Below are 15,718 nucleotides of genomic sequence, written 5' to 3'. Positions count from 1 at the left end.
CTATAACTATAACAACCATTAAAACTAGAAATCATGAACACAAATTTTAAAACAATCGGACTTTTATTCTTAGCAATAATCACTTTCGTAAGTTGCGACAATAGCGATGACAACAGCGACAGCGGTAATCTTGTTTTTCCCCCATCTGCCGCAGCATTTAAAAGCATCAGCACAAAAGGAGTTAAAAAAAATACACAAAATTTTACCCTCACAGCCGGAACAGGTGTTGTAACCCTAACATCTGCCAAAGGAGTTAAACTGTCCATTAATGGAGATTGCCTTACCAAAAACGGAAATCCTGTAACTGGAGTAGTCGATATCGAATACGTTGAGCTTTTTGACAAAGGCAACATGCTTATCTCAAACAAACCTACAATGGGAATTATGCCCGACGGAAAGAAAAACTTATTGATCTCAGGCGGAGAATTCTTTATTAAAGCCACACAAGGCGGAGTCGAACTTAAAACAACTTGTAGCATGAACATGATTGTTCCTGCAAGCTTAACCAATGGTGTAGATAATGCTATGACTTTGTGGAAAGGAGTAATCGATGATAACGGAGAATTAGCATGGGAACAGCCTAAACCAGATGCAGGAGGAAATGGAGGCAAAGATGGAGTTCAAGCCGAAGGAGGTAATTATTATGTTCATTTCGGAAGCTTTGGCTGGACAAACGTAGACCGTTTTTATTACGACCCAAGACCTAAAACAACTCTTCTTGTCGATGCTCCCCAAGGATACGATAACAACAATAGCGCTGTTTACTTATCATACGATGGCGAAGGAACAAATGCACTCGCAAAACTAGACACTTATACACCAGCAGGATTATTCAGCGAACACTACGGACAAATCCCAATTGGACTTGCTTGCCACGTAATATTTGTTACCGAGGATAATGGCCAATGGCGTTACGCTATCAAAGCAGTTACAGTTGCTGCCAATGATGTTTACACTTTTACACTAGCCGAAACAACAGTCGGCACCGAAGCTCAACTGATAGCGGCAATCAATGCTATTCAGTAACTTACAAAATTCTTTTTAAGAAAAAGTGATGATTTGCTCATCACTTTTTTTTACATTTAATCCAGTTTAAAACGTATTCTGATAATTTCAAGAAGCTAATCCTGCTGTCCGACTCTATCTTTTTCTTGTTAAAGAAACAAGAAAAAGGATGCCGCTCCCATCAGGGCTAAAAAACTCTAGTTATGAAACCACTATCATCTATCTTCTTTCTTCTTTTATCTATATACTCTTTCTCACAAACCAAAGTAAAAGATACTATAACCCGAAGAGCCAATATTGGTTATAGTGTAAGCGGAAATCTGGTAAGTTTCAAACCCGAAACCCCACCATTAATTCCTATTGCTGGAGCACCAAAGCCTAGCTATTCTTATTTATGGGAACTTGGTGATGGACATTACTCTAAAGCTGCCGAACCCAAACACGTTTACAAAAACAAAGGAACATATACCACAAAACTTGCGGTAACCAACAATTACGATAACGGAAAACCACCCGCAACACGACCTAAAAAAGTTGCCATAAATGATATTACCGATACTAACTACAAAGACATTGCCTCGATAGCAGACCAAAACGGATTTGCAATCCTAAAAAATTGTGACCCAATACCCGATCAGGAAATGGTAGTTGTAGTAAGTTATCAAAATCTGGAAAACTATGTTTCCAGCGGAAAACTCTATCTTTTTTACAACGAGAAACAATTTAAAGACAACAATTTCCAACTGGTCGATTTTAGAACTTATGCAAACGAACGCGAAGTAAAAGAAAACACAGTCGCTTCTGTCAATGATCTTGATGATACCAAAACCTATTTGGCTTCGACCGAAAACAGCATTAGAACTAAAAAATACCGAAATACAACCACCGAAGAAAATCTCGATGCATCATTATTAGAAGCAAATAAAACCTATCATAATGTTTCGGTTCTGGAATTTGACGATGCCAATCCGAGCGAAACCCGAAATGTATTTTACACTTTCAAAACTACTCCCGAAATGATTAAAGATACCAGCGCAACCGTAACCATGCGCGGAATTTTTGTTCCTAACCGAAGCTATAAAAATCATAAAATAAAAAATCTGGAAATGGAAATAGTGACTTCTCACGATCCAAACAAAATGGGTTCTAACGGAAGTTTTATGAATTACAGATTAGTGCGTTTTAAGAGAGTCAATTTTAAAACCCGTTTCCAGAACAACGGCGAAGGTCCAGCCAGAATGATCCGACTCGAAACTGATATTCCGGATATGTTCGACAAAAAAACATTTCAGATAGAAGATATGTACCCAAAATGCCCGATTTGTCCCAAAGACGAAATCCCCACAACTAGCTGTTTAGATACAATTATCAAAAAAAATCAAATCTTCTTTACTTTCAAGAATATTTATTTACCCGGAAGTGAACAAAAAAATGTAAAAGAAAAAGATAGCACCAAAGGTTTTGTAAAATATTCTATGAAGTTTGGCGATGACTTTCATAAAGTAAAAACCCGAAGTCGAACTGCCATAATATTCGATAAAAACGAACCCATTATTACTAATTACGCCACTACCCGATTCTTACCCGGAATATCTATTGGCGCAAAAGCAGGTTATAATCTATATCCCGATTTAGATAAATCGACAAGTTACTTTGTAGGTGCAACCATTTCGCCTTTTAAATCCTATCGCTTTTACTGGCAAGCCGAGTGGCTCAATGCGATAAATAAATACGAAAGCGGTGTCACAACAAGAGAAGGAATTGGTATAAACCCAAATGGAGTAAAACAATTTCAGCGTATGACAACAAGTACCGAAAATAAAAACGTCAACTGGGAAATTCCCGTTCTTATTCGCTACAACATTAATAATTACATTGGAATTGGTGCGGGTTTACAAGCCAATATTAATGTTTCACAAGAGCAAACTCAAACAATAAAAATAGAAACTTTTGAGGGTGGAACTGATCAATACTTATTGGACACCAAAACGGAATCAAACACAGTTAAAAACTCATTCGCCGATTTTAAAACTGGTCTTTTATTCGACTTAACGGCTGGTTTTGCCCGAATTGGTCCGAGTTTAGGTATGCGTTATGTGATAAACTTTGAACAGAATTTTAATTATTTCCAGTTTTATGGAATTTGGAGGTTTTAAGAGTTATTCCGCGAAGTTGCACGAAGGTTTTCGCAGAGATACACAAAGAAAAAGGTTTACCACGAATGGCACGGTTATTCTACCATATAAGTGATATAAGTACATTTAAGTTAAATCAATATATGCACAAAATTATATGACCTTAAATAACTTACATGGTTAATTTTAGCCTACAATACTTAACTAATATGAAATTAACTCGCTTATATATTTTAATTTTCTTCTTTACAGGTCTGAATGTTTTCGGGCAACGTCAGGAAGACAAAATATATCTTGCAATTGATTCTTTTATAGCGCATCCTTCTGCGAAAGCATTACAAAATCTAACAAATACAGAAACCTCTTTTTGGAAAAACCAAAACCCAAAAACCAAAGACGAGTTACTCGCCATCGTAGTTTTAAACTGCAACAAAGCCTATTATGAAAATCAGTTCGGACAATCAGAAAAAGCAATTACTAGTTACGAAAAAGCCTGGCAGATTTACGAGAAAAACAAACTGAAAGATTATGACATTATCGAATATTGCCTGAAACCTTTAGGCAATTTATATACCATTTTGGGCGATTATGATAATGCCGAAAATACCATAAAACAATATTTCTTTATCGTTAATACATCCAGAAATTATCCCGAAGCACAGAAACAAAAATTTGCAGCAATTCTTAATTTATCCAATGTTTACCTCAGTTCTGGCAAAAGTGCATCGGCAATAGATTTACTCGAAAGTACCTTAAAGACCGAGAAATTATCTAATACTCAAAAAGGAATTTTATACAATAATCTAGGGAATAGTTATTTATTGAGTTCAGTAGGGAATTTGATGCGACCTGAAATTTATGATAAGGCCGAAAATGCTTTTAAATTGGTTGAAAATTATCTCAAAAATGAGAAAGGTCAATCAGAAACTTTATCCAATTCTTATCGAAATCTGGCAACGCTCAATCGTCAAAGACACCAATTTGGAGTTGCGGATTCCTATTTAGAAAAGGCTGAAAAGCTGTTTTTTAAAACTCCAAATCAACAGCCACGAAAAGTAGCAAAACTTTATTATGAAAAAGCTTTATTGCTTTTTGACGAAGGAAGATATGATGAAAATTCAAAACAGATTTTGGCAATTTTTAAAATCTTAATTCCGAATTACAATTCAAAAAATACTCTTCCAAAACAAAATCAATTGTATGCCGAAACAGTTTTAATTGATGTTTTAGATTTGCAGGCGGAACTATTTCTTAAACAAAACCATCCTAAAGAAGCACTTGAAGCATTCCGGCTTTCTTCTCATATCGAAGATTTAGTAATGAATGGCTTGATTTATGAAAACTCGAAGATCATTACCCAAATCAGAGCCCGAAATCGTACCGAAAAATGTCTTTTGATTTATGATCGATTGTATAAAGAAGAAAGCAAAATACAGTATTTAAACGAAGCTTTTCAATTGGCCGAAAAAACCAAGTCTGGAATTTTAAAAAATTATCGTTCGAATATTGAAAGCGCTTCTGCGAAAGAAAAACAAATCATACAACAATTTCAAAATGCAAATAACACTATTATAAAAGAACAGCAAAAAGGAGATTTAGCTAATATTTCAAAAATAAATCAGCTTATAAAAGAACAAAATGAACTGATGCTTTCGCTAAAAAAAATACAATCTGAAAACCCACATTATATTCCTGAAAATTGTGATTTAAAAGAGTTGCTTTCAAAATTAGAGAAAGACAAAACTGTAATGGTTTATTATTTTACAGGAAATGAAAATTTGTTTTATTTCACTTTACAAAACAAGAGAATCAGTTTTAGTCATATTTATACCGCACATAAAGCTATGCTTGAAATTGTTAAATTTGTTGATTATTTCAGCACTGCTGAAGCCATTACAAATGACATTTCGGGATATAATTATTATGGAAAAAAAGTTTATAATTTATTGAAATTACCTTCAAATGTAATCTATAAAAATCTCATTATTGTTCCCGACGGAATCCTTAATTTTCTGCCTTTTGAAGCCTTGATTACTCAAGAATCGAATACAACCAATTTTGCCAAAATGCACTATTTGCTAAATGATTTTAAGATTGCCTATACTACTTCGGCTAATTTTTATATCAACGCAAAGCCTATTTCAAATTCTACAAAAACAGTTTTGGGTATTTTTCCCGTTTTCGAGAAAACAGCGTATGAATTAAGTTATTCCAAGAAAGAGTTACAATCAATACAAAGTAATTTTCAAGGCAAGTTTCTTGAGAACTCTGATGCTACTTTTACCAACTTTAAGAACAATGCTTCCCAATATTCCATTTTGCATTTAAGTACACATGCTTCTTCGGGTGATGTCGAAACTCCGGCAAGTATCAAATTCTACAACCAGGAAATCCTGTATTCCGAATTGTATAATCTTACCCTAAATCCTGATTTAGTCGTTTTAAGTGCCTGCGAAACAGGAATCGGAAAATTATATAAAGGCGAAGGTGCCATGAGCGTCGCAAGAGGTTTTCAGTTTGCGGGAGCTCAGAACTTATTGTTTTCGTTATGGAAAGTAAATGATTATACCACATCGGTTTTCATGGCTGACTTTTATAAAAACATCAAAAACGATATTCCTTATTTTGAAGCCAATACCAATGCCAAACTTGATTTTTTAAATAACAAATCAATTCCTAATGCCAAGAAATCTCCTTATTACTGGAGTTCTTTTGTATATTATGGTTCAATTTCTACTGAAGAGAAATCAACAAATTATATGCTATACATCATTAGTTTATTGGCTGTAATTGGTTTATTTTTGATATTCAATCAGTACCAAAAATGGAAAACCTTCACGAAGTTCTCAAAAAAGAGAAATACAAAAAAATAAAATTCAAAGTTACCAAAACACAACACCTCTTAATAAAAGCCAAAATCAATGGTATTTCTGGGAATTTTATATTAGATACTGGAGCTTCTAATACTTGTGTAGGTTTTGAGAGCATAGAACGTTTTGCATTGGGTGCCGAAGCTTCAAAAACTAAAGCTGCCGGAGCTGGAGCTACAGGAATGCTTACCCAAACTGCGTCTAACAATATATTACAAATTGGTTCTTGGAAAGATTCGGATTTTGCTTTAGTAATTTTTGACCTTTCGCACGTAAACGAAGCTTTACGACAATACAAAGCAAGACCTGTTCATGGCATTATTGGAGCTGATGTTTTGCTTCAGGGCAAAGCGATTATCGACTATTACAATCATTATGTATATCTGCAATAAAAAAACGAACACGAATTTCACTAATTGTCACTAATTTGTTCGTGAAATTAATTTCGCAAACTAAGTTAACCATTTAAGATTTGTGCAAATTCGTGAAATTCGTGTTCAAGATTATTTATAAAACAGCAGTATTAAAGTTTAAGAATTTGCTGATGGATTAGGAATAATACATCCTGCCCAATTAAAGGCTCCATTGGCAATATTATTATAAGTTACATAAAAGAAACCGCTACGTCCCCAACCTGCACCCCAGGAATTCTGTACTTTAAAAAGTTGAGTAGCATCATCATATCCTACAATACATACGCAGTGTCCACCTTGTCTGCTTCCATAAAGATTAGACCAAACGTGGTTGTTATTACGGATATCATAAAAACTCTGATTTACATCAAAACAAACTGCAACTGCATAATTCTGATTAAGATAATATTTAATGTCTGCAGCACTTCTCGGATTTACATTAAACCATCCGCCTGATTTTCTCGCCGATGCCCAATTTCTTTGTTGGGTTGATGGCACTGTATAACAACCTCCCGCAACATAAGGCATCTGAAACTCGGCACATTCTCCTTGGTTTTTTATTAAATTCATTGCATCATTAGGATAAGAACCAGCTCCACAATTACCCAATTTTATTTGGTTGTAAACATACGCTGCACTTCTAGATGCGTTATACCAATTACTCTGATGCACGGTGTTATTAAGATATCTTGCAATACTGTGTGCAGCATAACCCACTCCCCAACCTACGCAAGATCCTTCACTCCCCTGATCTCCAACTGGTGGAGTTGGCAAATTTTTGCTAGCAGCAATTTTAGCCGTTAAAGTCGATTTTTGAGTTTCTGAAACTAAATCTGGTCGTAGTTGAGCAATTTTTAAACGATAATCGTTTGGTGTTAAAAACTGAATATTCTTTAAATATTCATCAGGCATTGGAGCAAGTCCGTATCTTCCTTTATCAAGAAGATTAACATCTCCGTCCATTAATTTTTCCTGAACGTCACTCTCTGCTTGATCATTACCTTTTTCGCAAGAATAAAAAGCTAGCAAGGCAAAAGACAAAAGAGCCATTTTTTTAATCGAAAATTTAATAAGTGGTTTTTTCATGGTTTTGTTGTTTTAGTTATTAATTATTTCGTACAGCAATTATTTACGAATTTATCAGTATTTTTAGCACAACATTAACATTAACAGACTCATAACTCCAACTTATCTTACGCATAACTATACCTTGAGTATTCCTACTAACATGAATTGAATTTAATTATCGAAGAAAAAATGTCAATTATTAAACAACATTCGCATATGGAAATCATAATAGACAAATTAGTAGAAGGCATAAAATCCCATCCTATTATACAAAACAGTACTTTATCTGGCGTTAAAGAATGGAAAAGGGCTCATTATATTATTCTATCGGAAATAATATCTGATTGCTTAGAAAAATCTGAATTCATGCAAGGCTCTAAGAGAAATGAACTTGGATGCTCTATCTCGAGTGCCACATTGCAAAGAATTTTCACAAACGACTCATCACAAACTAAAAAATCTGATTTGCGTTTCTTAAAAAGTTTAGATAAACTGGCTATTTTTATTGGCCATCCTTCTTTAAATAGTTTCCTGAATTGTGAAGCAACTGATTATAATAAACCATCAGAACCTGAAAACAAAAACGAACCTATCTCTTTTTTTGAATCATTGATTACTAATTATTGTCAGGAAGAATTTAATTGTTTGAAAGAATTACCCGAAATTAATATTACGAACTTATCAAATTACGTCTTTGCAGAAAGTCCTTTTGCAAAAAGAATTAAGGATCTTTTCGAAAATTATTCGAGATTAAATTATCATTTAAACTGTATAGATAATCGATCTAATTTTGAAATTTTCGATTTTAAAGTCTCTAGTATTACTGAAGATATTGCCATTCTAACCGTAAAAGAGTTTTGGAATTTAGAGTGGAAAGACGAAAACGATGCCATATCGATTGTTCTTAATAAGGTAAACAGGCAGACTTATTTTATAAAAAAAAGGGAGGACGTTTGGAAAATATGGGATAACTACAATCCCGATTATAATGAACTATCTACAAGGATACACTCGGCTATAGAAAATCAACATATAAAAAAAGCTATCCTTTAACAAAGTAAGCTCATTGCTTTTCACAAATCACATCATTATAAATACATATTTTATTAAATTTCAGTTTTTTAAGTATATTTGTTGGTAATTTTAACAAACCGATACGTATGAAAAAAACTTTACTCTATCTATTCTTTTTACTTACATCGTTTAATTTCTATGCCCAAAGTGTAGTTAGTCCTATTGTGCGCTGTAATGGAGATTCATTCTTTGATTTAACTATTAAAAAAGATGAATTACTTGGAGACTTCAATTCTGCCGAAACTACAATAAGCTACCATCTTAGTAAAGACGATGCTACAAACGACATTAATGCAATTCCAAATCCGACTTCGTTTGTGAGTACAGTACAATCTTATAGTATTTATGCCCGAATTAATAATAAAGGAAATATTACTTTAAAATTTTTCCGTTTAAATGTTAGCCCCCCTCTAGCCGTAGATGCTACGATTAGGTATTCGGGATGTTACACGCCAATAGTCCTTATAAATGCTACAGGAGGTGTACCTCCATTTCAATATTCAATGGACGGAACTAATTACCAAAAAGAGAACTTTTTTTACAATAAAAAACCAGGAACTCATACAATATATACCAAAGACTCTTATAACTGCACCGCTTCATCGACTGTAACTGTACAAGATATAACTATTCCCCCTTTGGAGGCGATGACAGTAAGTACCATGATTAGATGTAATGGTGATAGCAACGCAGAAATAATATCAATTGTATCTGGAGGAACTCCTCCATATAAATGTTTTGTTGAAGAGAAATCAGATACTTTTGTGACAGTAAATGAAAACCGGTACACTATTCATAATATGCCTGCAGGCATGTACAGGGTAGTTATTGAAGATGCTATGAGATGTGCTGTAATAAAGCATATAGAAATTCAGGAACCTAAAGCACTTAGGGCTACTGCTGTAATTACTGACCAAACAATAACGGTTAATGCAACTGGCGGAGTTAATCAATACACGTATGCCATCTCACCTACTTTATATAAATTCACAGAAAATAATACCTTTACAAACCTGGAGCCTGGCACTTACGAAATACTTGTAAGAGATTCTTATAATTGTACTTTTAGCTTTGTCTCTACAATTAACCCACCTGCACCTCTATTTGAGGGCAAAAAAGTAATTACCTTAAATCTTACTGCTGGACAAACTCTTGCTGATATTAATGTTTCTGGTAGCGGTATTAAATGGTATAGTAATGCAACTTCGCCATCAGGAAAGACTAAAAAGTTAAACGAAGCTTTTTTACCGTTATCAACTGTATTAGTAGATAACACTACTTATTATGCTTCTCAAACTATTAATGGTATTGAAAGTAAAGAAAGACTAGCGGTAACTGTAAAACTAAATACGTTATCAAATCCTGACTTTGTACTTGGCAATTTTAAGTATCATCCTAATCCTGTAAAGAACGTATTAAGCATCGAAAACTCTTCGGTAATTGATGAAGTAACTCTTTTTTCTGTTGCTGGAAAGGTCATTTTGGATAAAAAGATAAATAGTTTGCATTCTGATCTTGATTTATCACACGTAGCAACAGGAATTTATTTCCTTAAAGTGAAGTCTGAAGGTCGTGAAAAAACAATAAAGATTGTAAAAGAATAAAAGATATCAATCAGCATAAAAAAAGCCGTCATTTAATAAAAAATGACGGCTTTTCAATTGAAAATTATTATAAACTATAACTCTAATGCTTTCTTAGGATTGTTATCCATCAATAATTCAAGTGGGTTCTCTAATGCTTCTTTAATAGCAACTAAGAATCCTACTGACTCACGACCATCGATGATTCTGTGGTCATAAGAAAGTGCCACGTACATCATTGGGTGAATTTCTACTTTACCATTTACAGCAATCGGACGCTCAATAATGTTGTGCATTCCTAAGATTCCTGATTGTGGTGGATTGATGATTGGTGTACTTAACATACTTCCGAAAACTCCTCCGTTTGTAATTGTAAATGTACCACCTGTCATATCATCAACTGTAATCTGCCCGTCACGCGCTTTAATAGCCAATCTTTTGATTTCTGCTTCTACACCACGGAAAGTCAAATTCTCTGCGTTACGAACCACAGGAACCATTAATCCTTTTGGTCCAGATACTGCGATTGAGATATCACAGAAATCATAAGCTACTTTATAGTCACCATCCATCATAGAGTTTACGTCTGGATATAATGCTAAAGCTCTTGTTACTGCTTTTGTAAAGAATGACATATATCCTAAACCTACACCTGCATGTTTAGCTTTAAAAGCATCTTTGTATTCATTACGTAAGTTGTTTATTGGTGTCATATTAACTTCATTGAATGTAGTTAACATGGCTGTTTCGTTTTTAGCTGCTACTAATCTTTCTGCTACTTTACGACGTAACATTGAAAGTTTTGTACGCTCTGAACCACGGTTTCCTCCTGTTGGAGTTCCCATAGAAGGTACTGCATTTAAAGCATCTTCTTTAGTGATTCTTCCATCTTTACCTGTTCCTGAAACTGTAGATGGTGTTATGTTTTTTTCGTCTAATATTTTTCTTGCTGCTGGAGATGGTGTTCCAGAGGCATAAGTTGCAGTTGGTGCCGGAGCTGCTTTTGGCGCTTCAGCTTTAACTTCAGCTTTCGGTGCTTCTGCCTTTGGAGCTTCAGCTGCTGGAGCTGCTCCAGATGGTTTTGCTGCGCTAGTATCAATTAAGCAAACTACTGCTCCTACTGCTACTGCGTCTCCTTCTTCTGCTTTTAGTGTGATTGTTCCACTAGCTTCTGCCGGTAATTCAAGAGTTGCTTTATCAGAATCAACTTCAGCAATAGCTTGATCTTTTTCTACATAATCTCCGTCTTTTACTAACCAAGTTGCAATTTCAACTTCTTTTATTGATTCCCCTGGTGATGGGACTTTCATTTCTAAAATCATCTTTTTATAATTTTATATATTAACTAATTATTGTAGTACATTTCTGGAAGCACTTGAACAAACTCTTCCCCTTTTCCTTTTAACTTATTGTATTTTTCTGTCGATTTCTTAATTATACTTTCATACTCTTTTTTGGCCTCTTCCAAATCTTCATTACTGATAGTATATTCTTTATTTTTCAGTATCGATTCAAGTATATTTTTTTTCTTTCTTTCAAATTTCTTAGGAGTTTTATAATGCTCCGGATTTGTATCAAAAGGAACCAGTCTGACAGCTGCTTTAATTGCCCCCATTTTCGGTTCTGAATCAACTATATATACTTTACCTGATTCAAGTTCTGCTTCAATAAAACTTGTATTTTCTGACCTTGCCCAAAATACATGCTTTCCTGGATCACACTCATATATTAAATAACTTCCATGATTAAACTTACCCAAAAACTTATCTCCGTCAAAATATTTAAAATTAATTAAAAACCCAACAGAAGATGATCTTACGAAATAAACCAAAGCTTTTCCTTCATTTGGTTTTTTAAGCTCTTGTGAATAATTAACTACCGAAAATAAAAGAACTACAAACAGAAATATTTTTTTCATAAAGTTTACTCCTTATTATCTGAATAGATTTTTATCGAAAACCATTCTGATTGCATCTGCGTGACGACGTTTTGCACGTGTGTAACTTCCTGATGCTGGTGCAGCGTATGCTTTTAATGATGCTAATCTCCATTTTACAAGATCAAAGTTCATTAACATAAAGCTATAAGCTCCCATGTTTTTAGGCTCTTCTTGTGCCCAAACATAATCATCGGCGTTAGGATATTGTGCAATAATCGCTTTTATTTGCTCTACCGGGAACGGGAACAATTGCTCGATTCTTACTACTGCAACATCATTGCGTCCGTTGTTTTCTCTTTCGGCAACTATATCATAGTAGAATTTACCTGTAACAAAAACTAATGTTTTTACTTCTTTTTTGTTTACTGTAGTATCATCTATTGTTTCTTGGAAACTTCCGCTTGCTAGATCTTCAACAGTCGATACACATCTTGGGTCACGCAATAAACTTTTTGGAGAGAAAACTACCAAAGGTTTACGGAATGTTGTTTTCATTTGTCTTCTCAATAAGTGGAAGAAGTTGGCTGGTGTTGTACAATCGGCAACATACATATTTTGTCTTGCACAAAGTTGTAGGTAACGCTCCATTCTTGCTGAAGAGTGCTCTGCTCCTTGTCCTTCGTATCCGTGTGGTAATAATAAAACGATACCATTTTGGTTGTTCCATTTATCTTCTCCACAAGAGATATACTGGTCAATCATGATTTGTGCTCCATTTGAGAAATCTCCAAATTGTGCTTCCCAAATAGTCAATGCATTAGGATTAGCCAAAGCATATCCGTAATCAAATCCTAAAACTCCGTATTCTGATAATAGGGAATTGAAAACTCCGAATTTTCCTTTTTTGTTTTCGATAGCATTCAATAGAATTACTTCTTCTTCTGAATCTTCTACTTTTACCACTGCGTGACGGTGTGAGAATGTACCACGCTCTACGTCTTGCCCAGAAATACGAACATCAAATCCTTCTGTTAAAAGTGAACCATAAGCTAATGCTTCTGCTGTTCCCCAATCGATAGTGTTGTTGTCGTAACCTGTTTTTCTATCAGTAACAATTTTAGTTATCTTGTTGATGAACTTCTTGTCTGATGGTAAAGTTGAAATTGTTTTTATGATAGAATCTAATCCTGCTTTAGCAAAAGAAGTATCAAATTTATTCAACATCACAACATCTGTAACTTGCTCGAATCCTTTCCATTCATTTTGCATAAATGGTGTAATGATTGTCAAATCTTTTTTACGAGATGCTTCAAGGTTTACCTCCATTGTCGATTTGTATTCTTTCTCTAACCCATTTACATAAGTAGCATCGATAATACCTTCTGACAATAATTTTTGCGCATAAATATCTCTTGGATTTTCATGCTTAGCAATGATTTTATATAAAACTGGTTGTGTAAAACGAGGTTCGTCACCTTCGTTATGACCGTATTTTCTGTATCCTAATAAATCGATAAATACATCACGACCAAATTCCATTCTGTAATCTAATGCAAATGAAACGGCATGAACTACAGCTTCTGCATCGTCTGCATTTACATGTAATACTGGCGAAAGTGTAACTTTGGCAACATCTGTACAATAAGTAGATGAACGTGCATCAAGGTAATTTGTTGTAAAACCAACTTGGTTGTTAATTACGATGTGTATTGTTCCTCCGGTTTTGTAACCGTCTAATTGTGCCATTTGTATAATCTCGTACAAGATACCTTGTCCTGCAATTGCAGCATCACCGTGAACGGCGATAGGTAATACTTTTGAGAAATCGTCAGCGTAATATTTATCTTGTTTTGCTCTGGTAATCCCTTCAATAACTGCTCCAACAGTCTCTAAGTGAGATGGATTTGGAGCTAGGTTGATATTGATGTTCTTTCCAGTTCTTGTTTTTTTATCGGCAGTAAGTCCTAAGTGGTATTTTACGTCACCATCAAAGTATTCTTGATCGTAATCTTTACCATCAAATTCTCCGAAGATGTCTTGTGTTGATTTGCCAAAGATATTTGCCAAAACGTTAAGACGTCCACGGTGAGCCATACCCATTACAAATTGCTCTACACCTTTTTCGGCTGCTTTTTCGATCAAAGCATCTAGAGCCGGGATGATTGATTCTCCTCCTTCTAGCGAGAATCTTTTTTGCCCAACATATTTGGTATGCAAGAAGTTCTCGAAAGAAACTGCTTGGTTTAATTTATTTAAGATTACCTTTTTCTCATCTGTAGAGAAATTAGGCTGGTTGTCATTTACTCCAAGTTTGTCCTGAATCCATTTTACAACATTTGGGTTACGAATATACATATACTCTACCCCAATATGCTGACAATAAATTGCCTGAAGACGTTTCACAATATCTTGCAATGAGCAAGGTGGAACACCAATTACTTTGGCAGCATCAAAAACAGTCGAAAGATCTGCTGATGTAAGTCCAAAATTTTCGATGTCTAAAGTTGGCGATGATGTTCTACGATCTCTTACTGGGTTTGTTTTAGTAAACAAATGACCACGAGAACGGTATCCGTCAATCAATTTTAATACGTTGAATTCTTTTTGTAATTTTTCAGATACCAAACTACAATCGGTGTTGTTAGCTGCGAATTCAACAATTTGCTGAACTGGTGCCTCGTCGTTGTAAGTTGTCATTCCAAAATCGAAACCTTGGAAAAAACTTCTCCAGCTTGGCTCTACGCTATCTGGGTTTTGTGTATATTGGTCGTACAATTGTGCGAAAAACTCTGTATGCGCAGCATTTAAAAATGAAAACCTATCCATAATATTTGTGAATATACTTTTTGTTAAATAGAATGGCAAAAGTACAATAATCGAATTTATTTAAATCTTTTTTTTACGTACTTTTACGTAAAAATTTGTTAAAATCCGCTTAACTATGAAGAAAAATCATTTTTCAATCGTTTTCAAATCATTTTTTATGATTTTGGCCCTAATATTTTCAAGTGGCATGATGGCGCAACAAAAATATTATATTCCTCAAAAGCAAAATGATTTTTGGAGCAATGTACAATTTGGAGGTGGAGTCGGATTAAGTTTTGGATCTGGATATACCGACATTTCGTTATTACCGAGTATGATTTACAATGTTAACCCGATTGTATCAGTTGGTGTAGGTTTACAATTTGGCTATGTAGCTTCTAAAAATGAATATTCTTCTTTTCTTTATGGAGGAAGCCTTATCGGATTAATAAATCCAATTCCCGAAATACAACTTTCGGCAGAACTAGAACAAATTAATGTAAATACTGATTATAAATATATTGGCGGGCCAAGTTTTAGTGATAACTTCTGGAACACTGCCCTTTTTCTTGGTGCTGGTTACCGAACCGGAAACGTAACCATAGGAATACGTTATGATGTATTGCATGACGACAACAAGAGCATTTACGGAGAAGCTTTTATGCCATTTGTGAGAGTTTACTTTTAGAAGAAGGTGCAAAGGTTTTGAGTTGCAAAGGTTTTATCCTAGACTGCAAGGAACTTTCTTTCGAAATTTCACAAAGTCCCACACGGTTAAAACCGTGGGCTATGATTTAAATATGATAGAATTTAAGAACTCGACACAGATTACAAACATAAACAACATGTTATAAGCATTACCAATGGTTTCAACCAATGGAGCGCA

At 34.5% G+C, this 15,718-nt stretch carries 11 protein-coding genes; 7 read left to right on the top strand and 4 right to left on the bottom strand.

Features of this window, described 5'->3' with window-relative positions:
* Positions 1-33 precede the first annotated feature (33 nt).
* The 4 genes from OA93_RS12845 to OA93_RS12830 all read left to right on the top strand — a co-directional run bounded on the left by OA93_RS12845 (position 34) and on the right by OA93_RS12830 (position 6,402).
* Positions 34-1,026: a hypothetical protein gene (locus OA93_RS12845; RefSeq protein WP_039113705.1), complete on the top strand. Its 993-nt coding sequence runs from the start codon at positions 34-36 to the stop codon at positions 1,024-1,026.
* 182 nt (positions 1,027-1,208) lie between these two features.
* Entirely contained in the window at positions 1,209-3,161 is a 1,953-nt protein-coding gene (locus OA93_RS12840; protein ID WP_039113703.1) for a PKD domain-containing protein, read from the top strand.
* Between the two features lie 188 nt (positions 3,162-3,349).
* The gene (locus OA93_RS12835) at positions 3,350-6,013 is read left to right on the top strand and encodes a CHAT domain-containing protein (protein ID WP_039113702.1); all 2,664 of its coding nucleotides are present in this window, start codon (positions 3,350-3,352) and stop codon (positions 6,011-6,013) included.
* Positions 5,965-6,402 carry a retropepsin-like aspartic protease gene (locus tag OA93_RS12830; protein ID WP_039113700.1) on the top strand — a complete coding sequence of 146 codons (438 nt, stop codon included), beginning with the start codon at positions 5,965-5,967 and terminating at the stop codon, positions 6,400-6,402. The genes OA93_RS12835 and OA93_RS12830 overlap by 49 nt, the downstream gene beginning before the upstream one ends.
* A gap of 138 nt (positions 6,403-6,540) precedes the next feature.
* On the opposite strand, the gene OA93_RS12825 is transcribed toward OA93_RS12830, so the two are convergent.
* Complete coding sequence (locus OA93_RS12825) at positions 6,541-7,509, bottom strand: C1 family peptidase (RefSeq protein ID WP_039113699.1); 969 nt, start codon at positions 7,507-7,509, stop codon at positions 6,541-6,543.
* A gap of 198 nt (positions 7,510-7,707) precedes the next feature.
* On the opposite strand from OA93_RS12825, the gene OA93_RS12820 reads away from it, so the two are divergent.
* Positions 7,708-8,544: a hypothetical protein gene (locus OA93_RS12820; RefSeq protein WP_052259446.1), complete on the top strand. Its 837-nt coding sequence runs from the start codon at positions 7,708-7,710 to the stop codon at positions 8,542-8,544.
* A gap of 107 nt (positions 8,545-8,651) precedes the next feature.
* Positions 8,652-10,169, top strand: a complete 1,518-nt coding sequence (locus OA93_RS12815) for a T9SS type A sorting domain-containing protein (RefSeq protein WP_039113698.1) — start codon at positions 8,652-8,654, stop codon at positions 10,167-10,169.
* Between the two features lie 74 nt (positions 10,170-10,243).
* Here OA93_RS12815 and odhB read toward each other — a convergent pair whose 3' ends face one another.
* From odhB to OA93_RS12800, 3 genes are read right to left on the bottom strand one after another with little or no spacing between them, the layout of a single operon-like run.
* Complete coding sequence (gene odhB, locus OA93_RS12810; RefSeq protein WP_039113697.1) at positions 10,244-11,470, bottom strand: 2-oxoglutarate dehydrogenase complex dihydrolipoyllysine-residue succinyltransferase; 1,227 nt, start codon at positions 11,468-11,470, stop codon at positions 10,244-10,246.
* Positions 11,471-11,493: 23 nt separating this feature from the next.
* On the bottom strand, positions 11,494-12,066 hold the full coding sequence (locus OA93_RS12805; RefSeq protein ID WP_052259445.1) for a hypothetical protein: 573 nt from the start codon (positions 12,064-12,066) through the stop codon (positions 11,494-11,496).
* 15 nt (positions 12,067-12,081) lie between these two features.
* Positions 12,082-14,853, bottom strand: coding sequence for a 2-oxoglutarate dehydrogenase E1 component (locus OA93_RS12800; protein ID WP_039113696.1), 2,772 nt, complete (start codon positions 14,851-14,853; stop codon positions 12,082-12,084).
* A gap of 115 nt (positions 14,854-14,968) precedes the next feature.
* Between OA93_RS12800 and OA93_RS12795 the strand changes: the two genes are divergently transcribed.
* Complete coding sequence (locus tag OA93_RS12795) at positions 14,969-15,520, top strand: hypothetical protein (protein ID WP_039113694.1); 552 nt, start codon at positions 14,969-14,971, stop codon at positions 15,518-15,520.
* The last annotated feature ends 198 nt before the right edge of the window (positions 15,521-15,718 follow it).

The organism is Flavobacterium sp. KMS (assembly GCF_000813005.1).
GTDB lineage: Bacteria > Bacteroidota > Bacteroidia > Flavobacteriales > Flavobacteriaceae > Flavobacterium.
The sequence above is the reverse complement of the archived record's forward strand: the minus strand, read 5'-3'. Positions and strand labels throughout refer to the sequence as shown.